The sequence below is a fragment of the Gallaecimonas aegicerasi genome (assembly GCF_045291545.1).
In the GTDB taxonomy this organism is placed as follows: Bacteria; Pseudomonadota; Gammaproteobacteria; order Enterobacterales; family Gallaecimonadaceae; genus Gallaecimonas.
The window spans coordinates 700,113-725,402 of record NZ_CP149514.1 but is presented as its reverse complement, the minus strand read 5'-3'; the positions used below and the strand labels follow the sequence as shown (position 1 = coordinate 725,402).

Here is a 25,290-nt window from a genome sequence, read left to right as displayed (position 1 = left end):
CGTAGTATCTCTACTCGAGCGAGGGTCTGGCCATGCAATTTCGTTCCTATCATCTGCGCCAAGCGCAGACGCAGCCTGGTGCCTGCCCGGAACCAGCGGAAGTGTTGTCATTGCATTACAGCCTTGAACCATTACAGGTACTGATGCGTTTTGCCGCCCTGGCAAGAAAGCAGTTGCCACTGGCGACCATTACCCTTGCCGACATTCCGCCCATGCGCTTTGCCACGGCAGTATGTGAACGCCAGCTGCGCAGTGACCGTGAAGGGTTGGATATCATCCACTATGGTTTCAGCCAGCCCCTTAGCACCTGGCAAGAACACCAACTTAGTCAGTGGCATGAAGCGCTGGTGCCGGCGCTGGCCAATGCCTTAACGCACCAGCAGGCGTTGGCACTGGCCAAAACCGACCCGCTGACCAAGCTGGGTAACCGCGCCGGCTATGAACAGTTGCTGCAACGTCTGAGTTGCCTGGCACAGCGCCACCAGCATCCGTTTTGCTTGCTGTTGCTGGATCTGGATCACTTCAAACCGGTCAATGATCGCTTTGGCCATCAGCGTGGCGATGCCATCTTGCAGCACATAGCGCAAATCCTAAAAACGGTGGCTCGCACTGAAGATGGCTGCTTTCGCCTCGGTGGCGATGAGTTCGCCGTACTGTTGCCGGACACTCAGGAGCAAGGGGCAACCTGCCTGGCGACGCGATTACTGACCAGCCTGACCGACGATCCGTTTATCCGCGAGCATAACGTTGGCGTCAGTATGGGGCTCAGCCAATGGCAACCGTACGACAGCCATGAGATGCTGGAAAAGCGCGCCGATCTGGCCCTTTATCAGGCCAAGGCAGAAGGTCGTCAGTGCCTGAGAAAAGGCTGACAGGCAGCTGGCACGTTCTGCCAGCATGGCACCCGGCCCTGCGCGGTTACATGCTGCTGACTCAGCGCGATACCGAGCACAGCCCCCAATTCCCCTGCGGCATTAATCAGCAGCGGCCAGTGTGGGCGTAACCAGGGGGGAATACCCCATTCCTGCCAAAGTTTCTTGAGTTCCCGGGCTTTGTGGCGGTATTGCGGGTGAAAGCGGGTGCTGCCAGCCACACCACTGGTGAGGTGCCAGTCACCTGCCAACCCTGGCCCGGTACGCCACTCTAGCGCTACTGCCGGTAACGGTAAGACCGGCAGTTGATACCAGCGCCCCTGAAAACGCCCCAGCGATCCAACCCGTACTTCAGCGTCAGCACGCGCTTGGTGTTGGCGCAGCACTTCTTGGATTTGCCGGTATGGCAGCGGCCCCGCCCACTGCCGTAACAGCAAGGCCGCTACCGCTGGCGGCAGGCCCTGTAAGTCCAGGCTGCCATCCGGATGGCAATGGGCCGACAACTGCTGCGCCACCAGCCATTGCTGCGCCGGTAGCTGCTCGGCCAGCAGCTCAGCACTGCGGGCCAGCCCTTTGGCAAAACCGGCAAACCGCTGTTCCAGTAACGGCAACACCTGATGGCGCAGAAAGTTGCGGTCAAAATCGGTGTTGCGGTTGCTATCGTCCTCAACCCAGCGCAGTTGCCGCTGCTCGGCTTCGTGCCGCAGCTGCTGGCGGCTCAGTGCCAGCAGCGGCCGCAACAGCTGGCCAGCGGCAAAAGGCCGGGCTACCGGCATGGCACTAAGGCCTTCAATACCGGCGCCACGGCGAGCCGCCAGTAGGAATGTTTCTGCTTGATCGTCCAGGTGATGGCCCGTAACAAGCACATCTCCTGTTTGCAGCTCATGTGCCAGCGCCTGATAGCGGGCTTCCCGGGCCAGGGCTTCGAGACTTTGCCGGGGTTGACGATGCAGGCTGACAGTGTGCACCCTCAGCGGTACCTGCCGCTGCTGGCACTGCTGCTGGCAATGTTGCTGCCAATCATCCGCCCATGTTGATAAACCATGATGCACATGCACCGCCCGCAGGCGCACCTGATGCTGCCGGCAAAATGGCACCAAGGCATCCAGTAGCACCATGGAGTCCAGGCCACCGGAGAGCGCCAGAACGACAGAGCCCCCGCCAAGGCGGGGGCCGAGTTCACGTTCCAGGGCGTCTTGCACAGACATCAGCAGTAGCCGTAGCCCATCAATCGCTGGTAACGCTGATCCAGCAGAGTGTCGGTATCCAGCCCACGCAGTGCGTCCAGATCCGACACCAGCCGCGCTTTCAGCCGTTCGGCCATCAGCGGCATATTGCGGTGCGCGCCACCGAGTGGCTCATCAATAATGTTATCGATGAGCTTCAGCTCTTTCAGGCGATCAGCGGTGATGCCCATGGCTTCTGCTGCGGTACTGGCCTTTTCGGCACTTTTCCAGAGGATGGAGGCGCACCCTTCCGGCGAGATCACCGAATAGGTGGAATACTGCAGCATGTTGACCCGATCACCAACGCCAATGGCCAGGGCGCCACCGGAACCGCCTTCACCGATAACGGTACAGACCACCGGCACCTTCAGACTCGACATCACCTTCAGGTTACGGGCAATGGCTTCCGACTGGCCACGTTCTTCGGCGCCAACACCGGGGTAAGCACCGGGCGTGTCGATAAAGGTCAGGATCGGCATTTTGAAGCGCTCAGCCATTTCCATCAGCCGCAAGGCTTTGCGGTAGCCTTCCGGGCGCGGCATACCAAAGTTACGCTTGGTGCGCTCACGCACGTCGCGGCCCTTCTGGTGACCAATAATCATCACCGGCTGCGCTTCCAGGCGGGCAATGCCGCCAATGATGGCTTTGTCGTCAGCATAGGCGCGATCGCCCGCCAGCTCGTCGAACTCCGTAAAGAGTTGGCCGATGTAATCATAGCTGTATGGCCGCTGCGGGTGCCGGGCCAGCTGGGCTACCTGCCAAGGGCTGAGATCACTGAAGATCTTCTTGGTGAGATCGTCGCATTTGTCTTTGAGGCGCCCAATCTCTTCATTAATGTTGAGATCAACGTTGTTGTTGGCCCCTACCGCCTTGAGTTCCTCGATTTGTGCGAGCATCTCGGCAATAGGTTGTTCAAAATCCAAAAAGTTAAGGCTCATGAGTTATCCGTTGTCCAAAATAGCGTTGCCTTAAGCGTCATACTCCAGTGTGACCGCTTCTTTACCCAGAAGATGACTCAGGGCATGTAATAGTGCATCGTCTGGCATCACGCGCCAGCGCGTTCCCAGTGCCAACTGCCCTTCGGCTTCGCTGTTGGCCAGTTGTAGCGTTACCGGGCAGACTCCCTGACTGTAGGGTTCCAGCACCTCGGCCAAAGCCTCGGCACTCAGCTCGGCATTAATGCACAGATGCAGGCGGCGGGCATGTTGCTCCCGGGCCTGGGTGATGGTCATCACATTCCGTGCCGTCATTCTATAGCCACCGGAAAAGTCATCAAAGCTGACCTGTCCTTCGACAATGAGAACCTGATCCTGCTGCAAAAGTGCCTGAAATTGTTCGTAAGTATCAGCGTAGAGCATGACATCCAGACGTGCCGTGGCATCATCGAGAGTGACAATGGCCCAGCGCCGGCCGTTTTTCTTGTTGATCATCTGCCGCACCGCCAGCACCAGCCCGGCCAGGGCACAACTGCTGCCCTTGGGCGTTGGCTGTACGTCAGACAAACGGCAGCGAGTCAGCCGTTTCAATTCCTTCAGATAGCGGTCGATGGGGTGGCCCGACAGATACAGCCCCAGCGTGTCCCGCTCCCCTTGCAGCCATTGCTCATCCGGCCAGGGTTGCGCTTCGGCAAAGCTCTGCTGATTATCGTCCGGTGTTTCATTGACCAGGCCAAACAGGTCGCCCTGCCCCACCCGCTGTGCCTTGGCATGCTGGTCGGCCGCCTTAATGGCAGCGTCCAGGCTAGTAAACAAGCGAGCCCGCTGTTCCCCCAGGCGCCCTTTAAGGTTGCCGCTTAGCGGCCCGAGGCTGTCCATAGCGCCCGATTGCACCAGCTTTTCCAGCACCCGGCGATTAACCCGCTTAACATCGACCCGGTTACAAAAATCGAACAGATCACTGAACGGGCCACCACTTTGCCGGGCTTCAAGAATGGCTTCAATGGGGCCTTCGCCCACCCCTTTGATGGCACCGATGCCGTATACCACTTCACCCTGTTCATTGACCGTGAACTTGTACAGGCCACTGTTGACATCCGGCGGCTGCATAACCAGGCCCAGCCGTCGCACTTCATCAACCAGGGTGACAATTTTGTCGGTGTTGTCCATATCGGCCGACATCACTGCCGCCATGAACTCTGCGGGGAAGTGGGTCTTCAGCCACAGGGTCTGGTAGGACACCAGGGCATAAGCGGCTGAGTGCGATTTGTTGAAACCATAACCGGCGAACTTCTCCACCAGGTCGAAGATTTTCATCGCCAGTTCGGCATCAACACCGTTGTTTTTGGCCCCTTCGGCAAAAACCGCCCGCTGCTTGGCCATCTCTTCCGGTTTTTTCTTACCCATGGCCCGGCGCAGCAAATCGGCGCCGCCGAGGGTGTAACCAGCCAGCTCCTGCGCGATCTGCATCACCTGCTCCTGATAGAGGATGATGCCGTAAGTGGGCTCAAGGATAGGCTTCAGGCAGTCATGCTGGTATTGCGCATCCGGGTAGGAGATCTCCTCACGGCCGTGCTTACGGTCGATGAAGTTATCCACCATGCCCGATTGCAGCGGCCCGGGGCGAAACAGTGCTACCAAGGCGATCATGTCTTCGAAACAATCGGGCTGCAGGCGCTTGATGAGTTCTTTCATGCCGCGCGATTCAAGCTGGAACACGGCTGTGGTTTCAGCATTTTGCAGACGCTGAAAGCTGCGTTTGTCGGTCAGCGGAATGGCGGCAATATCCACCGGCGACTTGCCTTCTTTTTGCAGCCGCGGGTTTATCATCTCCAGTGCCCAGTCGATGATGGTCAGGGTTCGCAGGCCCAGAAAGTCAAACTTGACCAGGCCGGCGTATTCCACATCATTCTTATCAAACTGGGTTACCGGATGCTGGCCCTGATCGTCACAGTAAATCGGCGCAAAATCGGTGATGGTGGTTGGCGCAATGACGACCCCACCGGCATGTTTACCGGCGTTACGAGTAACCCCTTCAAGCTTGCGTGCCATATCAATAACAGCGCGCACTTCTTCGTCGGCGTCGTACAATTCCGGCAGCCGCGGCTCTTCTTCAAAGGCTTTTTTCAGGGTCATCCCCGGATCACCGGGGATCAGTTTCGAAATACGGTCAACAAAGCCATAAGGGTGGCCCATCACCCGGCCCACATCCCGCACCACGGCCTTGGCGGCCATGGTGCCGAAGGTGATGATCTGCGATACCGCATCGCGGCCATAAAGTTCGGCAACGTGATCAATAACCTGATCCCGTTTGTCCATGCAAAAGTCGACGTCAAAGTCGGGCATCGACACCCGTTCCGGGTTCAAAAAGCGCTCGAACAGCAGATCAAATTCCAGCGGGTCAAGATCGGTGATTTTCAGCGCGTAGGCCACCAGCGAACCAGCCCCGGAGCCCCGCCCTGGGCCAACCGGAATATTGTTGTCTTTGGACCACTGGATAAACTCGGCGACGATCAAAAAGTAGCCGGGGAAACCCATCTGGTTTATCACCCCCAGCTCAATGCGCAGGCGCTCGTCATAAGGGCCCCGTTTGCTGGCCCGCTCGGCTTCATCCGGGAACAAGAATGCCAGGCGTTCTTCCAGGCCTTCTTCTGACACTTTCACCAGGTAATCTTCGGTACTGAGCTCACCGGTCGGAAAGTTTGGCAAAAAGTACTCGCCCAGCCGCACCGTGACATTGCAGCGCTTGGCAATTTCCACACTGTTTTGCAGCGCCTCGGGAATGTCGGCAAACAGTTCCGCCATTTCGGCCGGAGATTTAAGGTACTGCTCGGGGCTGTAACGCTTAGGCCGTTGCGGATCGGCCAGCACGTACCCGTCACGGATGGCCACCCGGGTTTCATGGGCGTCAAAGTCGTCCTTAGCCAGCATGATCACTTCATTACTGGCCACCACCGGCAACCCTTGCTGGCCAGCAACTTCAACCGCGTAGTGCAGGTAGTCTTCTTCATCAGGGCGGTTAGTGCGCAGCAGTTCCAGATAAAAGCGCTCAGCAAAATACTGCTGATAAAACGCCAGCGCCTCATCCACCAGCGCCTGGTTGCCCTTGAGCAGGCCAATGCCCACATCCCCTTCACGGCCACCAGAGAGCAAAATAAGCCCTTCGCTGTGGTGCGCCAGCCACTCCCGGTCGACTACCGGCCGGCCTTGCCGGTGGCCACGCAAATAGGACTTGGAAATCAACATGGTGAGGTTCTGATAACCGACGTTATCCATGCACAGTGCAGTCAACCGGTACAGTTGCTCGCCCATGGGCTCGCTTTGCAGCCACAGATCAGCGCCAACAATGGGCTTGATGCCCTTGCCATGGGCAGCACCGTAAAAACGTACCAGGGCACACAGGTTGCCCTGATCTGTCAGTGCCAGCGCCGGGTAATGCTGTTCAGCCGCCGCACTGACAATAGGGCCGACCTTGGCCAGGCCGTCCACCATGGAAAAATCAGAATGTACCCGCAGGTGAATGAAAGTTGGCGTATTCATCAGTCCAGTCCGAGCGCGCGGCGTACCGGCTTAAAGCTACGGCGATGTGCATCAATGGGCCCCAACTCGGCGAGCCGGGCGAGGTGCTCAGCGGTCGGGTAGCCTTTGTGTCGGTCAAACCCATACTGGGGATATTGCTGATGCAGTGCAACCATCTCACTGTCACGGGCAACCTTGGCCAGAATACTGGCGGCACCGATGGCGGGCTCCAGAGCGTCACCTTTGACGATGGCCCGTGCCGGCATCGGCAATTCAGGAACCTTATTACCGTCGATCAGCACTTGTGCCGGTACCGCCGGTAACCCCGCCACGGCCCGCTGCATGGCCAGCATGGTGGCGTGGAAAATATTTAATTCGTCGATTTCCGCCGGCGTTGCCCGGGCCACACACCAGGCCAGCGCCTGTTCCCGGATCACTATTGCCAGTGCTTCACGGCGCTTGGCAGTGAGCTTTTTCGAGTCGGTCAGCCCGGCGATAGGCTGCGCCGGATCAAGAATAACCGCTGCGGTCACCACATCACCGACCAGCGGGCCGCGGCCCACTTCATCCACACCGGCAATCAACATAACAATGCCAATACCGCCTTGGCGGCCTGTGCAGAAGCATCCTGGCGAATGCGCTGGTGCAGTTGACGAAAACGTTCCGGGTTGATGGCCTGAGCACCGCTCAGCGCCCCCTCAGTGGCCCGGGTTATATTGGCTACCGAGGCTTCGTCTTGGATCAACTCAGGTACCCAGTCATCATCGGCCAGAAGGTTTGGCAAACTAAAGCGGTTCACCCGTAACAATCTGCGGGCCAGCCAATGCGTGAGTGGGTGCAGCTTGTATGCCACCACCATTGGTTTTTTTGCCAGCATGGCTTCCAGGGTTGCAGTGCCCGATGCCAGTAGCACCGCGTCACTGGCTGTCATCACCTCGCGGCCCATGGCACTGGTAACCGTGACATCAGGCACATCAGCAAAGTGTTGTTCAATATCGGCGCGGCGCCGCTCATTGGCGGCCGGAATAAGAAAGTGCAGTTGCGGCATCGCCGCTTTTAATGCCAGCGCAACCTCTTTGAACAGCGGCGCCATACGGGCCACTTCGCCGCCACGCGACCCCGGTAAGATAGCCAGTGTCGGGTGCTGTTCAACCAGCCCCAGCTGCTGCCAGGCCGCAGCAATATCCGGCTCAATCGCCATGGTATCGGCCAGTGGGTGGCCAACAAACACACAGGGGTGCTGATAGCGATCGTAAAAAGCTTTTTCAAAGGGCAGCAGGGCCAATACCAGATCAGTGGCCGCTTTGACTTTGTGCACCCGCTTTTCCCGCCATGCCCACACTGAAGGGCTGACGTAATGTACGGTTTTAATGCCTTTGGCTTTGAGGCGCTGCTCGACCCCCAGGTTGAAGTCCGGGGCATCGATACCGATGAACACATCGGGCGGGTTGGCAATGAAATGCTGAACTATCTGGCGGCGAATCGTCAGTAACCGCGGCAGGTGCTTGAGCACTTCCACCAGCCCCATCACCGACAGCTCTTCCATGTCATAAAGGCTATCAAAACCGGCCGCCAGCATCTGCGGGCCACCGATCCCGACAAAATCAATATCACCGTCGTATTGCTGTTGCAGCGCTGCCATCAGCGCGGCGCCCAATACATCCCCGGAGGCCTCACCGGCAATGATGGCAATCCTTAGTGGCCGCGCCATCAGCGAATTATGCCGCGCTCAGACTGCTCAATGAAGGCCAGCAGCTGTGCTACTGCCGGCTCACCTTCGGCCAGCACCGCCAGTTCAGTTTTCGCCTGTTCGAGCGTCAGGTTCTGGCGATAAAGCACTTTATAGGCCTGACGCAATGCCCGGATCGCCTCTTTACTGAATCCCCGGCGTTTTAAGCCTTCGATATTGATGCCAAAAGGCGCTGCCCGCATACCGGCACAGGTAACAAAAGGCGGTACGTCCTGCACCACCAGGGCACAGGCCCCAACAAAGCTATGGGCACCAATTTTACAAAATTGGTGGGCACCACTTTGCCCGCCCATGATCACGTAATCTTCGACGTGCACATGACCTGCCAGAGCGGCGTAGTTAGCCATGATGACGTGGTCACCGATCACACAATCATGAGCTACATGGACATAAGCCATCAGCAAATTGTGATTACCAATGCGTGTCAGCCCTTGGTCCTGTACGGTACCCCGGTGAATAGTGACCGATTCGCGAATAATGTTGTCATCGCCAATCTCCAGGCGGGTTGGCTCCCCCTGGTATTTTTTGTCCTGACACTCTTCGCCCACAGAGGCGAACTGGAAAATGCGGTTGCGCCGGCCAATGACCGTCGGGCCTTTTACCACCACATGGGACATGATTTCGGTGTCGTCACCGATTTGCACACCGTCCCCGATATAGCTCCAGGGGCCGATGCGCACGTTATTTCCCAACTTGGCGTTGGGGTGTACAAATGCTTGAGGGTCGATCACGCTTAGATCTCGCGTTTGGCGCACATCAAGTCGGCTTCGCAAACCAGTTCGCCATCAACTTTGGCGATACAGTGGAACTTGCCGATGCCCGCTTTGAGTTTTGAGATGCTGACTTCGAAGGTCAGCGTATCACCGGGCACCACAGGCCGTTTGAAACGGGCATTATCGATACCGGCGAAATAATACAGCACCCCGTCTTCCGGTTTTTGGTTAGCCGTTTTAAAGGCCAGAATGCCGGTTGCCTGAGCCATCGCTTCTAGCAGCAAAACCCCGGGCATAACCGGCTTTTGCGGAAAATGACCGACAAAGAAGGGTTCATTGATAGTGACATTCTTGCGCGCCACCAGATATTCACCCACCTTGTAGTCAAGGACGCGGTCTACCAGCAAAAACGGGTAGCGGTGCGGCAGGTGATCCAGCACCTCAATGATGTCCATGGTATTCATTGCTGTCATGAGCGGTTAATCATCCCAAATCATTATTCTTTACCGGCCTCAGCCAGCTTATCTTCCAGGCGTTTCAGCCGTTTATGCATATCATCAAGCTGCCGGACCCGAGCGGAGCTTTTACGCCACTCGCGGTTGGTCTGGGCCGGAGCGCCTGAGTACACACCTGCCTCGGTAATGTCTTTGATGACCATCGACATTCCGGTAATAGAGGCACCATCGGCGATGTGCAGGTGGCCGGCAATGCCGCAGCCGCCGCCAATAATACAATATTTACCAATGGTCACCGAACCGGCCACTACTGTGGTACCGGCAATGGCACTGCCCGTACCGATTTTCACGTTATGGGCGATCTGCACCTGGTTATCGATGATGACATTGTCATCAATGATGGTGTGCTCCAGTGCGCCCCGGTCAATGGTGGTGCCGGCGCCAATTTCAACCCGATCACCGATGCGTACCCCACCGGTCTGCGGAATGGGCTCCCAACGGCCAGCATCATTGGCATAGCCGAAGCCATCAGCACCGATCACGCTGTTGGCATGTACCTTACAGTGAGCGCCCAGGTGAACGTCATGATAGATAGCCACATGACTCCAGATAATACTGTGAGCGCCAATGTGGCTGTGCTGGCCAATCGCAACATGACTGCCAATGCGCGCGCCTTCAGCCAGTACGGCACCGGCCTCAATCACACTGTAGGGGCCGATAGTGACACCGTCAGCAATACGGGCGTCTTTTGCAATCACCGCCGTCGGGTGAATATCCACAGACGGAGGCGGCGTCGAGTCCAGCAACTGTGCAACTTTGGCAAACCCCAGATAGGGGTTACCCATCACCAGTGCAGCGCCGTCACGGAAAGGCAAATCGGCCTCGGACAGGATCACTGCCGAGGCCTGGGAATTATCGAGGTGCTTGCGGTATTTACTGTTGGCAAGGAAGGCGATTTCACCTTCACCTGCACTATCCAGAGTGGCGACCCGTTCAATCATCAACGTGCCGTCACCCTGTACCTTCGCACCTACAAGCTCGGCCAATCTGGCCAGGCTGTAAGCCATAATTACTTCTCTTTGGATACCTGAGCAATAACCTTGTCGGAAATATCCACATTACTGGAGGTATAAACAACAGCACCACGCTGCAAGACGATGTCGTATTTGCCTTTAGAAACAGTGTTTACGGCTTTATCGATCATGTTCAGCAGCTGATCGCGTTCTTTTTGACGCGCGCTACCTACATCTTCATCCAGCGCTTTACGCTTGAGCTGGTATTCAGCGCGCAGCTGTTCCATTTGCCGACCCAGATCCGTTTTTTGATCATCGGTCATGATCGAGGCATTACGGCGGGCTTTATCCTGCAGGTCTTGCATTTTCTTTTCGATTTTACGAACCGCTTCAATGCGATCAGAAAATTGTGCTTTCATGTTTTTTTCCAGATCAGCGCGTTGCGGCATGCTCTGGAATACCTTAGCCATATCGACAACCGCAATACGGACTTCAGCAGAAGCAGGCATTGCAACCGCAGCAGTCATCGCTACAGCCAGACCCGCACCAATCAGTGACTTCTTCAAGGTTCTCTCCTTATTGTGGTTTCGTCAGCAACTGCCGAGCAGCCGCCAAGACGATACGGATAGCCTGTGCCTCTGTCTGTGCAATGACAGACTCATCAGGTATCTCTTGTTGGTTTCTGTTTACCAGTACACCGGCCACACAACCTGCTTTTAGGCCCTGGCTGGCACACATGGTCAGCAAGGTAGCAGATTCCATTTCGTAGTTCAGCACTCCCATGGCCTGCCATTCATTGAATGACCCCTGAAAGCGCTTGACCACACGACCGGAAAAGGTGTCATAACGTTCCTGACCGGGGTAGAAAGTATCGGAAGAGGCAGTCACCCCCACCCGCGGCTCGACGCCTTCGGCACGGGCCGCATTGACCAAAGCTTCGGTACATTCAAAGTCCGCCACTGCCGGAAATTCCATCGGCGCAAAGTGGGAGCTGGCCCCATCCAAGCGTACCGAACCGGTAGTGACAATCATTGAGCCCACGCTAATGTCAGGCTGAATGGCACCTGTGGTGCCAATGCGCAAAAATATATTAATCCCCAACTGCGCCAGCTCTTCTACCGCAATGGAAGTCGAAGGGCCACCGATACCGGTAGAACAAACCACAACCGATTGACCAGCCAGCTTACCCAACCACAGTGTGAATTCACGCTGTGCCTTGAGAAAAACCGGCTCATCCAACAGTTTGGCAATGCGCTCTACGCGGGCCGGGTCGCCGGGAATAATTGCCAGGGTTGCCCCCTGAATATCGCTTTGGCTGATGCCAAGATGAAACTGTGCCATAGGCCTTAGAATGTTGTCCCGATGTTAAAGGAGAAGAACTGTGTTTTATCCCCAGGCTGCTTTTTCAGCGGCCGGGCCAGGCTGAACACCATCGGCCCCATAGGAGAAATCCACTGCACACTCAAACCATAAGATGCACGATAGGCAGCCGGATCACTGTAATCATAAAACTGACGACTACCGTTGGCTAACGTCAGATCTTTGTAGTTGCTGTAGTTGAATTCGGTATCCCAGACGTTACCGACATCCACAAACACCGAGGTACGAATAGAGTTGCGATATGACTCATCCAGGAACGGTGTTGGGAAAATCATCTCCGCTGTGGCCACCGCCATGGCATTGCCACCCAAGGCACCGCCAACACTGATGCGATCTTCCGACGCAGGCAGATACGGTGGGGTATTAGTACCGTCGTAGCCCATTTTCTGGCGGAATATGGCGTGCGGGCCAACAGAGTTGGACTCAAAACCGCGCATGGTCTGAGAGCCACCTGCATAGAAGTTCTGCCAGAACGGTAGGATGGAATCCTGGCCGTTGTGGGTACCATATCCCTGGGCATAACCCAGTTTGAGGTTGGTGGAGAGTACCCAGCGATGGCGTATGTCAAACGGCCAGTAATGGCGGTCAGTAAAGTTCAGCTTGAAGTAGGTAATATCCGAGTTAGGTGTCGACAACGACACCCCCACTTGCTGACTGGAGCCAGCCGTAGGGAAAGTGCCGCGGTTAAGAGTGTTTCTCAACCAGCCGGCCTGCAGATCGTATTCCGTGTAATGGATCTTACCGTCAAGAATATTCTGGTCAGAGTAAACCCGGTAAAAGCGCAAGGCCTGTTCGTAGGCCGAGACCGAACTCAGCTCAGAGTTACGGTAGCCCACCCCAAAATTCAGACGGTTATATTCGTTAACCGGGAAACCGAAGTTGAGACTGGCGCCGTATGTGCTCTGGCTATAGGCCTCAAGATAGGCATTACCATAATCCACATTCTGATAGAAAATATTGCCGCCCAAACTCACCGCATCAATGGTGAAGTAGGGGTCGGTGTAGCTCAGGTTGATCTGCTTTTGATAGCGGTTAGTGGACACATTGATGCCCACCTGCTTACCGGTACCCAGCCAGTTATTCTGGGAAATACCGGCATTGAGCGACAGACCGGCATAAGAGCCATAACCGATACCGGCATTCAATGACCCTGAAGGCTGCTCTTCGACCTTGAAGTCAACATCAGCCATATCCGGGTCACCAGGCAGGCGATTGGTATTGACGTCTACCTTTTTGAAGTATCCCAGGCGGTTCAGACGCTCTTTTGACAGGTCCACCAGGCTGTTGGACAGCCAGGCACCTTCCATCTGCCGCACTTCCCGGCGTAACACTTCATCAGAGGTACTTTCATTGCCCTCGAAGTTGATCTGGTGCACGTAGATCCGTGAGCCCGGTTCAACATTGATGGTCAGGTTCACATCATTGCTGTTGTCGTCCACCTGCGGGTAGGTTTTGACCTTGGGATAGGCATAACCAAAGCGGCCCAGGAACTTGGCCAGCATATCCTCGGTGAAGGTAACTTCAGCACCGTTGTAAGTTTCACCGGTCTTGATCGGTACCAGTTTCTCAAGTACCTCTTTTTTGTCCAGCAGGTTGCCGGTCAGTTTCACCGACTTCACTTTGTACTTTTTGCCCTCATCCACATTGATGGTGATGTACACCCCCTTGTGGTCAGGGCTCATGGACACTTGCGTGGAGTCTACTTTGAAACGCAGGTAACCACGGTTCTGGTAATAGGACTTGAGGTTCTCCAAATCCGATTCCAGTTTTTGTTTCTGGTAGCGCTTTTCAGACAGCACCTTCCACCAGGGCAGGTGATCTTTGAGTTCGAACTGGTCCAGCAGTTCCTTATCGCTGAAGACATGGTTGCCGACGATATTGATCTGCTGGATCTCTGCCGCCTTGCCTTCTTTAAAGACAAACTTCAGGCCTACCCGATTACGGGGCAAGGTGGTCACCACAGCTTTTACCGAGGCGTCGTACTTACCCACCGAGTAGTAAAAGTCCACCAGACCTTTTTCAATCTGCGACAGCATGGTGCGGTCAAGCGGCTCGCCAACTCGCACCCCAGAATCATTCAGGCTCTTTTTGAGCTGATCTTCTTTGATGTCTTTGTTACCGGAAAACTCCAGTGAACTGATGGTGGGCCGCTCTTTGACCTTGATGATCAGCGTACCGCCATCACGAAGTACGGCAATATCTTCAAAGTGAGTGGAGCTGTAAAGACTGCGGATCAGTTGCGCGATACGTGCTTGATTAACGATATCGCCTTTTTTTACAGGTACGTATGTCAAAGCGGCAGACAGCGCAACCCGCTGCAAACCATCGATACGAATGTCTTTGACTTGAAAGGCCTCCATCGCGTAGCTGGGCGCAGCAGCGGCTGCCAGCACAGAGGCACAAAGCAATGATTGCACGGCTCTCATTGAAATTATTTATCCGTCCTTGCCTCGCTATAATCTTGCGAGGTCGTTGAATATGGCAATACCCATCAGCATCAGAAGCAGCGCGGTTCCGATCCGGAACCCCATCTCCTGGGCGCGCTCTGACAACGGCTTTCCCCTAATCGCTTCATACAAAAAGAAGCTCAGGTGACCGCCATCCAAAACGGGCAAAGGCAGCAAGTTAATGATGCCCAGATTAACACTGATAAGCCCTAAAAAACCAAGAAAATAGGCAAAGCCGATACCTGCCGAAGCCCCTGCCCCCTGCGCAATTGCAACAGGGCCAGACAAGTTGCTCAATGACAGTTCACCGGTCACCAGTTTGGCCAACGTCGATAAGGTCAAAGACGTAACCTGCCAGGTGCGGCTTACCCCCTCTTGCAAGGCTGCGATGGGCCCGTAACGGATCTCGGTCAGCATCCCCGGCGGCCAGGGACTGACTTGCGGGCTAACGCCGAGATAACCGTGCCCATCTCGAAGCTGTGGGACAACGGTGAATGACTTTCGTTCACCCTGTCGCACAACAGTAAGTAAAAGTGGTTCTGCCGGGTGTTGCTGCCAGGCGCTAACCAGTGACGACCAGTCATTCACTACCTGGCCGTTATAGGCGACAATGCGATCCCCGGCTTGTAAACCCGCCTTTGCCGCCGCACTGTCTTTTGACACCAGCGCGAGGGTCGTGGTGGCCCCTGGACGAAAGGGTTTGATGCCCAGGCTGCCAACACTGCTTTGCTTTTCCGGATCAAACAGCCAGTGGCGGCTGTCCAGCTGGTAACGGTGGCTAACACCGCGTGGGTCCTTAGCTGTCAGCGCAATACTGGGCTCGCCGATATGGCCAACCAGCGCCAGATTGACATCATCCCAGCTGCGTGTCTGACGGTCACCCACGGCGGTAATTTCACTGTTGGCTTTGAGCCCAGCCGCGGCGGCAATGGAATGCGCACTGACGCTGCCAATCACCGGCTTGACTGCCGGCACCCCGACCATCCACATCAGCCAGTAAACCAGCACCGCAAAAACCATATTGGCTGCTGGACCGGCGGCCACTATAGCGCTGCGGGCGCGCAGCGATTTATTATTAAAAGCCTGATGGGCTCGCTCAGCGGGCACCTCAGCCACCCGCTCGTCGAGCATTTTTACGTAGCCCCCCAGGGGGATAGCCGCAATCACATATTCAGTGCCATCACTTCCCTGACGGCGCCACAGCGGTGGCCCAAAACCAATAGAAAAGCGCTCAACAAACACACCCGCGCGGCGCGCCACCCAGAAGTGGCCAAACTCATGGATGGTAACCAGTACCCCCAAAGCCACCACGAAAAAGAACAAATTCCACAGTGCGATTAACATCTGATCCATTGCTCCGTCAGTTGCCGGCTCTGCTTATCCAGGTTCAGGATAGAATCCAGATCGGTTGTTTTTTCCGTGGCCAGCTCTGCCAGCGCATGCTCGACAGCCGCCGCAATACCGGTAAATGGCAGCTGGCCGGCCAAAAAGGCTGCAACCGCCACTTCATTGGCAGCATTAAGAACCGTGGTGGCACTCTGGCCGGCAGCACAAGCAGCCGTAGCCAGGTAAAGGCAGGGGTAACGAGCCGGGTCGGGCTTGGCAAAGGTAAAGTCGCTGACAGCAAAGAAATCCAGCGGCGCTACACCGGCATCCATACGTTCTGGATAAGCCATGGCATGGGCAATGGGTGTCCGCATATCCGGGTTACCCATTTGTGCCAATACTGAGCCGTCAGCATAACGCACCATAGAGTGAATAATGCTCTGTGGGTGCAGCACCACTTCAATGGCCGATGGCGGGCAGGAAAACAGCCAGTGAGCTTCAATAAACTCCAGGCCTTTGTTCATCATAGTGGCCGAATCGACGGAAATTTTCTGGCCCATGGACCAGTTAGGATGTGCTACCGCTTCGGCTGGGGTTATATGCTCGAAACTCTCCAACGCCCGGGTGCGAAAAGGGCCACCAGAGCCGGTCAAGAGGATTTGCGTAACACCTTGGCTCGCCAATGCCTCACCCTGCTGGCAGGCGGCCGGCAGGGACTGAAATATCGCGTTATGTTCGGAGTCGATGGGTAATAGCTCAGCGCCGTATTGACGGACCGCAGCCATAAACAACTCTCCGGACATCACCAACGCTTCTTTGTTGGCCAGCAGCACCCGTTTACCGGCCTTTACCGCCGCCAGCGTGGGCAGTAAACCGGCGGCGCCGACAATGGCCGCCATCACCTGGCGGGCATCCGGGTGGGCTGCAATCTCACACAATGCCTGCGGGCCGACCAGTAGCTCGGTCTGGCAACCGGCCTGTTTCAGCTCCGCTGCCAGCCAACTGGCTTTACTGTCGTCCACCAGCACTGCCTGTGACGGCATAAAGCGGATACATAAATCGCGCAATTTCTGGGCATTGCGGTACGCCGACAACGCCACCACCCGGTATTGTTCCGGGTGTCTGGCAATCACGTCCAGTGTTGAGTCACCAATCGAGCCTGTGGCCCCTAGGATCACCACGCCCTGCATCAGACCCCCATCACCAGCATCACCAGCACAAACACGGGGGCTGCGGCGGTAATAGAGTCGATGCGGTCCAAAATACCGCCATGACCAGGCAAAATCGTACCGGAATCTTTGATACCGGCAGCCCGCTTGAACATGGATTCGCTCAGGTCACCCAAAATCGAGGCCAGGGCCGCCAGCACGCTGGCAGTAATAATGGCGCCGGCACTCAGGTGAGCCGGGCGCAGATAAACGCACAGAGCCGCGACGGCCATCGCCAATACCAGGCCGCCTATGGCCCCTTCGATGGTTTTATTGGGGCTGACCCGTGGCGACAGCTTATGCCGTCCCAGCGCCCGACCGGAAAAATAAGCTCCGGTATCGGCAGCCCAGACCAGTAACAAAACAAAGAGAATGGCCCAGGCACCATTCAGCGGGTTGGCGTCATAACGCCAGCTACGCAGCAACAGCAGGGCAGCCCAGGTTGGCAATAACGTCAGGGCGCCAATCACCAGCTTCCAGCGCCGCTGCTGGCACCAGAAACGCCGCGGTTGCGGGTACTGCACCACCATCACTGTCGCCACAATCCACCAGATTGAACCGGCCATGGTCAGTAAACTGTGTAACGGTGCCGGTTGGCCACCTTCCCAGAGCCGCGAGGCGGGTATCCATAATTGCACGGCAGCTACCACGGCAAAGGTCAGCAAAGCCAGTAATGCCTTGCCGAAACGGCTGTGAATACCCGCCATGGGTGACCATTCCCAGGCCCCGACAGTGATCAGCACAGCCACAGCCCAGGCAAAATAGTCCAGCGGCAAGAAGAAGATAATCAGTACTGCCAGCGGCAGCATGATCAACGCGGTGATGATACGTTGCTTGAGCAAGTGAATTATCCTTGTTGTTGCTGCAACCAGGCCCGAACCTGGGCACCGGTGCAACCAAAACGGCGTTCGCGGCAGACAAAAGCAGCAACGGCGTCGGTCAACGCCTGCTCGTCAAAATCCGGCCAGAGTGTGTCGGTAAACACCAGCTCAGCATAAGCCAGCTGCCAAAGCAAAAAGTTGGAAATGCGATGGTCACCACCGGTACGGATCATCAAATCCACCGGGGCCTGGGTTGCCAGACAAAGCTCATCGGCCAGCGTCTGCTCAGTGATCGCCTCAGCCTGTAAAGTCCCGGCGGCTACCCGCTCGGCCAAGCGCCGGGCCGCCTCGGTCAGATCCCAACGGCCGCCGTAATTGGCTGCCACATTGAGCACCAGGCCGGTATTGTTAGCAGTAAGCGCCTGCGCCTCGTCAATTTTCTTCTTTAACCGTTCAGAAAAAGCCGAGCAGTCGCCGATAATATTGAGCTTGATATTGTTTTTATGAAGCTTTCGCACTTCCCGGCCCAGTACCAGGAAAAACAGTTCCATCAGGAATTTGACTTCTTCTTCCGGGCGCCGCCAGTTTTCAGAAGAAAAGGCGAACAAGGTCAGTGCCTCTACCCCTAGCTGGCTGGCGCAACGTACGGTTTCGCGTACCGCTTCGACACCCTGCTTGTGACCCATGATCCGGGCTTTGCCACGTTGTTCGGCCCAGCGGCCGTTGCCATCCATAATAATGGCGATATGGCGCGGTCGGGACTGGGACAGCAAAGCCTCGGGAACAGGCGTCTGGGACATGAATTACACTACCTTGGTCCAAAAATAAGCAACGCCGCACAGCAGCGCTATGCGGCGTCAAAACCTTACCCGATTGAACCTTAGAATTCCATTAACTCGGATTCTTTCGCCGTCAGAACATCATCGACCTGCTTCACAAAACTGTCGGTCAGTTTCTGGATATCATCCTGCGCACGACGTTCGTCGTCTTCGGAAATTTCCTTGTCTTTAAGCAGTGCTTTGATGTCGTTGTTGGCGTCACGGCGCACGTTACGAATCGCCACACGGCCATGTTCCGCTTCTGCACGTACCAACTTGACCAGATCCTTACGACGCTCTTCGGTCAGCGGCGGCAAAGGGATGCGAATAGTGGTGCCGGCACTGGCCGGGTTCAGACCCAGATCCGAGCTCATGATGGCTTTTTCCACCGCCTGGATCATGGACTTGTCGAACACCGTCAGAGCCAGGGTACGGGCATCTTCAGCCGTAACGTTGGCTATCTGATTCAGGGGGGTGGCAGCACCATAGTAATCAACCCGGATGGTGTCCAGCAGGCTTGGGTGGGCACGGCCAGTGCGGACCTTGGCCATTTGGTTTTTGGTCGCTTCCAGGCTTTTTTCCATACGCGCTTTGGCGTCGGCTTTGATCTCGTTAATCACGGATTGATGTCCTCGTTTACTCAGCCTTGATGAGTGATCAGGGTCCCTTCCGGGGCCCCCATAGCCACCGCCTTCAAGGCGCCGGGTTTGTTCATATTGAATACGCGGATGGGCATGCTGTGATCGCGAGCCAGGGTGAAGGCTGCCAGATCCATGACCTTCAGTTCCTGCTCCAGCACATCGGCGTAGCTGAGATTATCATATTTCACGGCGTCCGGATGTTTCACCGGATCAGCAGAATAAACGCCGTCGACTTTAGTGGCTTTGAGCACACAGTCTGCTTCGATTTCAATGCCCCGCAGACAGGCTGCAGAATCGGTAGTGAAAAACGGGTTGCCGGTACCTGCAGAGAAAATCACCACTTTGCCGGCACGCAGCAGGCTGATGGCTTCCGCCCAGTTATAGCTGTCGCAGATACCCTGCAAGTCAATCGCCGACATCAGCCGCGCGTTGATATTGGCGCGGTGCAGCGCGTCGCGCATGGCCAGACCGTTCATCACCGTAGCCAGCATCCCCATATGATCACCAACCACGCGGTTCATGCCTGCTTTGGCCAGGCCTTCGCCCCGGAACAGGTTACCACCGCCGATCACCAGGCCAACCTGCACGCCCATCTCAATGAGCTCCTTGATTTCGGTGGCCATCCGGTCGAGGACTTTCGGGTCGATACCGAAACCTTCATTACCCATCAGGGCTTCACCGGAGAGCTTGAGCAGAATACGACGATATTGGGGTTTTGGGGTGCTCATGATCCATTCTCACCTTGCAGACACAAACAGACCGCAGCCCGGCATGCCGGCTGCGGCCAAGATAAAAAGGAGGCCGGCAAGCCGGCCTCGTCATCGATTTTACTGCTTGGCAGCAGCGGCGGCGGCTTGCTGAGCCACCTCAGTCGCGAAGTCGACTTCTTCTTTCTCGATGCCTTCACCCACTTCAAAGCGGATAAATGCAGTCACGTCAGCGCCACCGGCTTTGAGCAGGTCGCCTACAGACTGGGAAGGATCTTTAACAAAAGGCTGGCCAGTCAGGGAGATCTCGCCGGTGAATTTCTTCATCCGACCTTCAACCATTTTCTCAGCAATTTCTTGCGGCTTGCCAGATTGCATGGCGATGTCGATCTGGATTTGACGCTCTTTTTCTACCACTTCGGCAGATACGTCTTCCGGCTTAACAAACTCCGGCTTAGAAGCTGCAACGTGCATGGCAACATCTTTCGCCAGTTCATCATTGCCACCAACCAGGTTGACCAGCACACCGATACGGCTGCCGTGCTTGTAGGCACCCAGGTTGTCACCTTCGACCACAGTAACACGACGGAAAGTCATGTTTTCACCGATCTTGGCGATCAGGTTGGCACGGGTAGTATCCAGGGTTTCACCGTTCACTTCGGTAGCAGCCAGTGTTTCGATGTCATTGATGTTGTTAGCCAGCGCAGCTTCAGCAGCAGCGTTAGCCAGCGCCAGGAAGGAATCGTCCTTGGCTACAAAGTCGGTTTCGCAGTTCATTTCCAAAATGGCCGCTTTGTTACCGCTAGTAGCGATAACAATGGTGCCATCAGCAGCGATACGGCCAGCTTTCTTAGCCGCTTTCGCCTGACCGTTTTTGCGCATCAGCTCGATAGCCGCTTCGATGTCGCCGTTCACTTCGGTCAGTGCTTTTTTACAATCCATCATGCCAGCGCCAGTGCGCTCGCGCAGTTCTTTTACCAGGGCAGCAGTAATTGCCATGTGAAATTCCTCGGTGTTACTTGCCAAAAAACAGGGGCCTGTTGGGGCCCCTGTTAACCAATCCATCCTCGATGGTCAATCAAGGGCGATAGCGCAACCTTATTCGGCGGCTTCCACGAACTCGCCTTCGGTTACCGGTGCGGCACCTTTGGCGTCGTTGATGGCAGCAGCAACCGCAGTGACGTACAGCTGGATTGCGCGGATAGCGTCATCGTTGCCCGGGATCACGTAATCAACGCCATCCGGGTTAGAGTTGGTATCAACAATGGATACAACCGGGATACCCAGGTTGTTGGCTTCCTTGATAGCGATGTGCTCGTGGTCGGCGTCGATAACGAACAGTACGTCAGGCAGGCCGCCCATATCTTTGATACCGCCCAGGGACTTCTCCAGCTTTTCCATTTCGCGGGTCAAATCCAGCGCTTCTTTCTTGGTCAGCTTGTCGAAAGTACCGTCCTGGGATTGGGCTTCCAGATCTTTCAGGCGTTTGATGGACTGACGAACGGTTTTCCAGTTAGTCAGCATGCCACCCAACCAGCGATGGTTAACATAGAACTGGCCGCAGCTTTGAGCTGCTTCTTTAACCGCTTCGCCGGCAGCGCGCTTGGTGCCTACAAACAGGATTTTGCCTTTTTTACCCGCCACGGAAGACAGGTAGTTCAACGCGTCGTTGAACATCGGCAGTGTCTTTTCGAGGTTGATAATGTGCACTTTGTTACGAGAACCGAAGACGAAAGGCTTCATCTTGGGGTTCCAGAAACGGGTTTGGTGACCGAAGTGAACACCGGCTTGCAGCATGTCGCGCATGGTAACGTTGGACATTAGTTTGTCTCCAATAATGGGGTTAGGCCTCCACGAGCCCCATGCATCCGACCCTTGAGGGCACCCCGGCGCATGTGTCGACCCGTGTGTGGGTTTAAGGTTAATCGGCAATCCGTTTGTAAATTGCCGGCGCGCTTTATACCATAAAGCCCTGCCTGAAACCAAGATCGCACGGCTTTTTAACGTGCAAAAAAGAGCCTTTAATGAATGCCAAAATAAAGACCCCGGAAGAAATCGAAAAGATGCGCGTCGCCGGCAAGCTGGCCGCCGACGTACTGGAGATGCTCACACCTCACGTCAAAGCGGGGGTCACTACCGAGCAACTGGACCGTATTGCGCATGACTATATTGTCAATGAGCAAGGCGCTGTGCCGGCACCGCTGAACTATCATGGTTTCCCTAAGTCTATCTGCACATCAGTCAACCACGTGGTCTGCCACGGTATTCCGTCTGAAGATAAAACACTCAAGGACGGCGATATCATCAATATCGATATCACCGTCATCAAAGACGGCTACCACGGCGACACTTCGAAGATGTTTTTCATCGGTAAGCCGTCCATTCAGGCGGAGCGGGTTAGCCGGGTAGCACAAGAAGCCCTGTATATCGGCATCAAAATGGTGCGCCCCGGTGTCCAGCTGGGTGATATCGGCCATGCCATCCAACAGCACGTTGAGGCACATAACTATTCAGTAGTACGCGATTACTGCGGCCACGGCATCGGCGCGGAGTTTCATGAGGAACCACAGGTGCTGCACTATGGCAAAAAAGGCACCGGCATGGCGCTCGAAGCCGGTATGTGCCTGACCATCGAACCCATGGTGAATGTGGGTAAATATCATTGTAAAGTGCTTAAAGATGACTGGACTGTGGTCACCAAGGACCGTAGCCTGTCAGCACAGTGGGAGCATACGCTGCTGGTTACCGATGATGGCGTTGAGGTACTGACGCTGCGGCAGGAGGAAAGCGACCTGCCCCGGGTGATCAGCCACTAAATAATGAGCCCCTCGATGAGGGGCTTTTTTAATGGAGTCAGCATGAACGCGGCGCAAAGCCTACGCCAGCAACTAACCGCCCATACCGACAGTCTCAAGGCCCGGCTCAGCCCGCAAGCGGATGTTATTGCCCTGATCCACGAACGCGCGGCGGTCTTGGATCGCCTGCTGGTTGCCCGCTGGCAACAACTGGGGCTGGCCGACCAGCTGGCATTAATTGCCGTGGGAGGCTATGGCCGCGGTGAACTGCACCCCTATTCCGATATCGACTTGCTGATTTTGGCCGACCACGAGCTGACGCCGGCCCAACAGGACAGTGTCAGTCAGTTTATTACCGACTTATGGGACGCCCGCCTTGATGTCGGCCATGCCACCCGCACACTGGATGATTGCCTACAACGCGCCGAAGACGACATCACCATAGCCACCAACCTGCTCGAAGCGCGTCTGCTCAGTGGCCCCAAAACGCTCTTTGCAGCGCTAAAGCGCGGCTTGTCCCCCGCTCACTGCTGGCCTACTGCCGCCTTTTTTGAAGCCAAGGTTGAGGAGCAGCACCAGCGCCACCGCCGCTTTGATTCAACCTCTTACAACCTGGAGCCCAATCTCAAGAGTAACCCCGGTGGTTTGCGTGATATTCAAACGGTCGTCTGGGTGCTGCTGCGCCACCTCAACCGGCAGGATTTACCGGCACTGGCCGAGCAAGGCTGGTTGGAGCAGGATGAACTGGATGAACTGATCCTGTGCCGCGATTTTCTCTGGCGATTGCGCTTTGCCCTGCACCTGGCTGCCGGGCGCAGTGAAGAACGCTTGTTATTTGACCTCCAACCGGAAGTCGCCCGGCAACTGGGCTTTGGTGAAGGGCGCCAGGGCGTTGAGACCATGATGCAGCAGCTGTATCAAACCCTGCGCCGGGTTATTGAACTCAACTCCATCTTGTTGCAGGTGCTGGCCGAGGAGATCAGCCCCGTCGTACAGCCACCGAGCCGCCGCCTAGATCCGTATTTTGAGTCGCGTGGCAATCTACTGTTTTGCACCCACTCGGAGCAGCTGAAAACCCAGAAACCGTTATTGCTGGTGCTGTTTTTACACATGGCCCGGGACTCCAACCTGACCGGTATCGGCGCCAGTACCTTGCGGGCCTTGCGGGCAGCACGACGCACCCTGACCGAACCCTTATGCCAGGATCCGCTGTGCCGCCAGCACTTTGTAACCCTGATCCGCCATAAGCGCGGCATGGGCCGGCCTTTTCAGCTGATGCACCAGCACGGCATCATGGCCGCCTACCTGCCCGCCTGGCAGCACATCGTCGGGCAAATGCAGTTTGATCTGTTCCATGCCTACACCGTTGATGAACACACCTACCGGGTAGTGCGTAACGCCTATCGTTTCTCACAAACGCGCCGGGCCGAAGAATTTCCGCTGGCCAGTACGCTGGTGCGTAAAATGCGTAAGCCGGAATTGCTATACTTGGCGGCCCTGTTTCACGATATCGCCAAAGGCCGTGGTGGTGACCACTCCGAGCTGGGCGCAGCCGAAGCCATGGCGTTTGGCAAGCTCCATGGCCTGGATGATCCGGAAACCCGATTGGTGGCCTGGCTGGTAGAGCACCATCTGGTGATGTCCGTGACCGCCCAGCGCCGGGATATTTCCGATCCGGAGGTGATCCGTCACTTTGCCACCCTGGTCCGCGACGAAACTCACCTGGATTATCTTTACTGCCTGACCGTCGCCGATATTCGCGCCACCAACGACAAGCTCTGGAACGACTGGAAAGGCACCTTGCTGCGCGAGCTTTATTACGCCGCGCAAAAAGCCCTGCGCCGAGGGCTGGAAAAGCCGGTGGATATTCGCCCAGCCATTCGCAACGCCAAAACGGCGGCCAGCAAACTACTGGCCCGCCGTGCTATCAGCCACAGTGCTATCCGCACCTTGTGGCGGCGTTTTCGGGTGGATTATTTTCTGCGTCACAGCCCGGAACAAATCGCCTGGCATGCTGAAGCCATCATTAAGCATCAAAACAAGCAAACACCACTGGTAAAGCTGTCCAAATACACCACCCGGGGCGGCACTGAGCTGTTTATTTACACCCGTGACCGGGCCCAGGTATTTGCCTGTATTGCCAGTATTCTCGATGCCAAGAACCTGTCCATTCACGATGCCCAAGTGATGACCAGCAAAGACGGCTGGGCCTTGGATTCACTGGTGGTTGTTGAGCGTGACGGCGGCCCGGTCGTCAGTCCGTCACGGGTACAGAGCATTCGCCGGGCGCTGGAAAAAGCGCTGGCTTACGGAAAATATCCCAAACCGGTACAGCGGCCGCTGCCGCGCCAGCTAAAGCCTTTTAAGGTGCCAACCGAAGTCACCTTTTTACCCTCGAGCCGGCAATGGACCCTGGCCGAGTTTGTGGCCCTGGATCAGCCCGGGTTATTGGCGCAGGTGGGGCAGGTTTTCGCCGAACTGGCGATATCGTTAAAAGCCGCCAAGATCACCACCATTGGCGAGCGGGCAGAAGACTTTTTCATTCTGACCGCCAACGATGGCCACGCCCTCAGTGATGACCAGCAACAACAGCTGCGTCAGGCGCTGGTAGACGCACTGGATCGCAGCGGCCATAATCGCCCCTCCCCCGCTGCTACGGAGTAA

At 56.1% G+C, this 25,290-nt stretch carries 22 protein-coding genes; 3 read left to right on the top strand and 19 right to left on the bottom strand.

The window, feature by feature from the left end; genetic code table 11:
- Positions 1 to 32 precede the first annotated feature (32 nt).
- Complete coding sequence (locus WDB70_RS03505; RefSeq protein WP_406666672.1) at positions 33 to 872, top strand: GGDEF domain-containing protein; 840 nt, start codon at positions 33 to 35, stop codon at positions 870 to 872.
- Here the strand turns inward: WDB70_RS03505 and tilS are convergent.
- From tilS to rpsB, 19 genes are all read right to left on the bottom strand, one after another.
- The gene (gene tilS / locus WDB70_RS03500) at positions 851 to 2,080 is read right to left on the bottom strand and encodes a tRNA lysidine(34) synthetase TilS (protein ID WP_406666670.1); all 1,230 of its coding nucleotides are present in this window, start codon (positions 2,078 to 2,080) and stop codon (positions 851 to 853) included. The genes WDB70_RS03505 and tilS overlap by 22 nt on opposite strands.
- Positions 2,080 to 3,036 (bottom strand): acetyl-CoA carboxylase carboxyl transferase subunit alpha, encoded by a 957-nt coding sequence (gene accA, locus WDB70_RS03495; RefSeq protein ID WP_406666668.1) that lies wholly within the window; start codon positions 3,034 to 3,036, stop codon positions 2,080 to 2,082. Before accA ends, tilS begins: the two co-directional genes overlap by 1 nt.
- Before the next feature lie 30 nt (positions 3,037 to 3,066).
- A complete protein-coding gene (gene dnaE, locus WDB70_RS03490; RefSeq protein ID WP_406666666.1) occupies positions 3,067 to 6,573 on the bottom strand; it encodes a DNA polymerase III subunit alpha in 3,507 nt (1,168 codons plus the stop codon).
- Complete coding sequence (rnhB, locus tag WDB70_RS03485) at positions 6,573 to 7,139, bottom strand: ribonuclease HII (RefSeq protein WP_406666664.1); 567 nt, start codon at positions 7,137 to 7,139, stop codon at positions 6,573 to 6,575. The genes dnaE and rnhB overlap by 1 nt, the downstream gene beginning before the upstream one ends.
- Positions 7,133 to 8,263 carry a lipid-A-disaccharide synthase gene (lpxB, locus tag WDB70_RS03480; RefSeq protein ID WP_406666662.1) on the bottom strand — a complete coding sequence of 377 codons (1,131 nt, stop codon included), beginning with the start codon at positions 8,261 to 8,263 and terminating at the stop codon, positions 7,133 to 7,135. Before lpxB ends, rnhB begins: the two co-directional genes overlap by 7 nt.
- The gene (gene lpxA, locus WDB70_RS03475; RefSeq protein ID WP_406666660.1) at positions 8,263 to 9,033 is read right to left on the bottom strand and encodes an acyl-ACP--UDP-N-acetylglucosamine O-acyltransferase; all 771 of its coding nucleotides are present in this window, start codon (positions 9,031 to 9,033) and stop codon (positions 8,263 to 8,265) included. The genes lpxB and lpxA overlap by 1 nt, the downstream gene beginning before the upstream one ends.
- A 2-nt stretch (positions 9,034 to 9,035) precedes the next feature.
- Positions 9,036 to 9,488 (bottom strand): 3-hydroxyacyl-ACP dehydratase FabZ, encoded by a 453-nt coding sequence (gene fabZ, locus WDB70_RS03470; protein WP_406666658.1) that lies wholly within the window; start codon positions 9,486 to 9,488, stop codon positions 9,036 to 9,038.
- Between the two features lie 23 nt (positions 9,489 to 9,511).
- Positions 9,512 to 10,537: a UDP-3-O-(3-hydroxymyristoyl)glucosamine N-acyltransferase gene (gene lpxD / locus WDB70_RS03465; RefSeq protein ID WP_406666656.1), complete on the bottom strand. Its 1,026-nt coding sequence runs from the start codon at positions 10,535 to 10,537 to the stop codon at positions 9,512 to 9,514.
- 2 nt (positions 10,538 to 10,539) lie between these two features.
- A complete protein-coding gene (locus WDB70_RS03460) occupies positions 10,540 to 11,049 on the bottom strand; it encodes an OmpH family outer membrane protein (protein ID WP_406666654.1) in 510 nt (169 codons plus the stop codon).
- 10 nt (positions 11,050 to 11,059) lie between these two features.
- The gene (udp, locus tag WDB70_RS03455; RefSeq protein WP_406666652.1) at positions 11,060 to 11,824 is read right to left on the bottom strand and encodes a uridine phosphorylase; all 765 of its coding nucleotides are present in this window, start codon (positions 11,822 to 11,824) and stop codon (positions 11,060 to 11,062) included.
- A 5-nt stretch (positions 11,825 to 11,829) separates the two neighbouring features.
- Entirely contained in the window at positions 11,830 to 14,289 is a 2,460-nt protein-coding gene (gene bamA, locus WDB70_RS03450) for an outer membrane protein assembly factor BamA (protein WP_406666650.1), read from the bottom strand.
- A 27-nt stretch (positions 14,290 to 14,316) separates the two neighbouring features.
- The gene (rseP, locus tag WDB70_RS03445) at positions 14,317 to 15,654 is read right to left on the bottom strand and encodes a sigma E protease regulator RseP (protein WP_406668004.1); all 1,338 of its coding nucleotides are present in this window, start codon (positions 15,652 to 15,654) and stop codon (positions 14,317 to 14,319) included.
- Positions 15,648 to 16,826, bottom strand: a complete 1,179-nt coding sequence (ispC, locus tag WDB70_RS03440) for a 1-deoxy-D-xylulose-5-phosphate reductoisomerase (protein ID WP_406666648.1) — start codon at positions 16,824 to 16,826, stop codon at positions 15,648 to 15,650. The genes rseP and ispC overlap by 7 nt, the downstream gene beginning before the upstream one ends.
- Positions 16,826 to 17,686 (bottom strand): phosphatidate cytidylyltransferase, encoded by an 861-nt coding sequence (locus WDB70_RS03435; RefSeq protein ID WP_406666646.1) that lies wholly within the window; start codon positions 17,684 to 17,686, stop codon positions 16,826 to 16,828. Before WDB70_RS03435 ends, ispC begins: the two co-directional genes overlap by 1 nt.
- A gap of 5 nt (positions 17,687 to 17,691) precedes the next feature.
- Positions 17,692 to 18,465 (bottom strand): isoprenyl transferase, encoded by a 774-nt coding sequence (locus WDB70_RS03430; protein WP_406666644.1) that lies wholly within the window; start codon positions 18,463 to 18,465, stop codon positions 17,692 to 17,694.
- Positions 18,466 to 18,545: 80 nt separating this feature from the next.
- Complete coding sequence (gene frr, locus WDB70_RS03425) at positions 18,546 to 19,103, bottom strand: ribosome recycling factor (RefSeq protein WP_406666642.1); 558 nt, start codon at positions 19,101 to 19,103, stop codon at positions 18,546 to 18,548.
- Positions 19,104 to 19,123: 20 nt separating this feature from the next.
- On the bottom strand, positions 19,124 to 19,852 hold the full coding sequence (gene pyrH / locus WDB70_RS03420; RefSeq protein WP_406666640.1) for a UMP kinase: 729 nt from the start codon (positions 19,850 to 19,852) through the stop codon (positions 19,124 to 19,126).
- Positions 19,853 to 19,951: 99 nt separating this feature from the next.
- Positions 19,952 to 20,830: a translation elongation factor Ts gene (gene tsf / locus WDB70_RS03415; RefSeq protein ID WP_406666638.1), complete on the bottom strand. Its 879-nt coding sequence runs from the start codon at positions 20,828 to 20,830 to the stop codon at positions 19,952 to 19,954.
- Between the two features lie 99 nt (positions 20,831 to 20,929).
- Positions 20,930 to 21,652, bottom strand: coding sequence for a 30S ribosomal protein S2 (rpsB, locus tag WDB70_RS03410; protein ID WP_406666636.1), 723 nt, complete (start codon positions 21,650 to 21,652; stop codon positions 20,930 to 20,932).
- A gap of 203 nt (positions 21,653 to 21,855) precedes the next feature.
- On the opposite strand from rpsB, the gene map reads away from it, so the two are divergent.
- Both map and glnD read left to right on the top strand, forming a co-directional pair.
- A complete protein-coding gene (map, locus tag WDB70_RS03405) occupies positions 21,856 to 22,647 on the top strand; it encodes a type I methionyl aminopeptidase (RefSeq protein WP_406666634.1) in 792 nt (263 codons plus the stop codon).
- A 42-nt stretch (positions 22,648 to 22,689) separates the two neighbouring features.
- Positions 22,690 to 25,290 (top strand): [protein-PII] uridylyltransferase, encoded by a 2,601-nt coding sequence (glnD, locus tag WDB70_RS03400; RefSeq protein WP_406666632.1) that lies wholly within the window; start codon positions 22,690 to 22,692, stop codon positions 25,288 to 25,290.

Coding starts and splice junctions, on each gene's coding strand:
- WDB70_RS03505 (WP_406666672.1), top strand. CDS start 33: ATGCAATTTCGTTCCTATCATCTGCGCCAAGCGCAGACGCAGCCTGGT.
- tilS (WP_406666670.1), bottom strand. CDS start 2,080: ATGTCTGTGCAAGACGCCCTGGAACGTGAACTCGGCCCCCGCCTTGGC.
- accA (WP_406666668.1), bottom strand. CDS start 3,036: ATGAGCCTTAACTTTTTGGATTTTGAACAACCTATTGCCGAGATGCTC.
- dnaE (WP_406666666.1), bottom strand. CDS start 6,573: ATGAATACGCCAACTTTCATTCACCTGCGGGTACATTCTGATTTTTCC.
- rnhB (WP_406666664.1), bottom strand. CDS start 7,139: ATGTTGATTGCCGGTGTGGATGAAGTGGGCCGCGGCCCGCTGGTCGGT.
- lpxB (WP_406666662.1), bottom strand. CDS start 8,263: ATGGCGCGGCCACTAAGGATTGCCATCATTGCCGGTGAGGCCTCCGGG.
- fabZ (WP_406666658.1), bottom strand. CDS start 9,488: ATGACAGCAATGAATACCATGGACATCATTGAGGTGCTGGATCACCTG.
- lpxD (WP_406666656.1), bottom strand. CDS start 10,537: ATGGCTTACAGCCTGGCCAGATTGGCCGAGCTTGTAGGTGCGAAGGTA.
- udp (WP_406666652.1), bottom strand. CDS start 11,824: ATGGCACAGTTTCATCTTGGCATCAGCCAAAGCGATATTCAGGGGGCA.
- bamA (WP_406666650.1), bottom strand. CDS start 14,289: ATGAGAGCCGTGCAATCATTGCTTTGTGCCTCTGTGCTGGCAGCCGCT.
- rseP (WP_406668004.1), bottom strand. CDS start 15,654: ATGTTAATCGCACTGTGGAATTTGTTCTTTTTCGTGGTGGCTTTGGGG.
- ispC (WP_406666648.1), bottom strand. CDS start 16,826: ATGCAGGGCGTGGTGATCCTAGGGGCCACAGGCTCGATTGGTGACTCA.
- WDB70_RS03430 (WP_406666644.1), bottom strand. CDS start 18,465: ATGTCCCAGACGCCTGTTCCCGAGGCTTTGCTGTCCCAGTCCCGACCG.
- pyrH (WP_406666640.1), bottom strand. CDS start 19,852: ATGAGCACCCCAAAACCCCAATATCGTCGTATTCTGCTCAAGCTCTCC.
- tsf (WP_406666638.1), bottom strand. CDS start 20,830: ATGGCAATTACTGCTGCCCTGGTAAAAGAACTGCGCGAGCGCACTGGC.
- rpsB (WP_406666636.1), bottom strand. CDS start 21,652: ATGTCCAACGTTACCATGCGCGACATGCTGCAAGCCGGTGTTCACTTC.
- map (WP_406666634.1), top strand. CDS start 21,856: ATGAATGCCAAAATAAAGACCCCGGAAGAAATCGAAAAGATGCGCGTC.
- glnD (WP_406666632.1), top strand. CDS start 22,690: ATGAACGCGGCGCAAAGCCTACGCCAGCAACTAACCGCCCATACCGAC.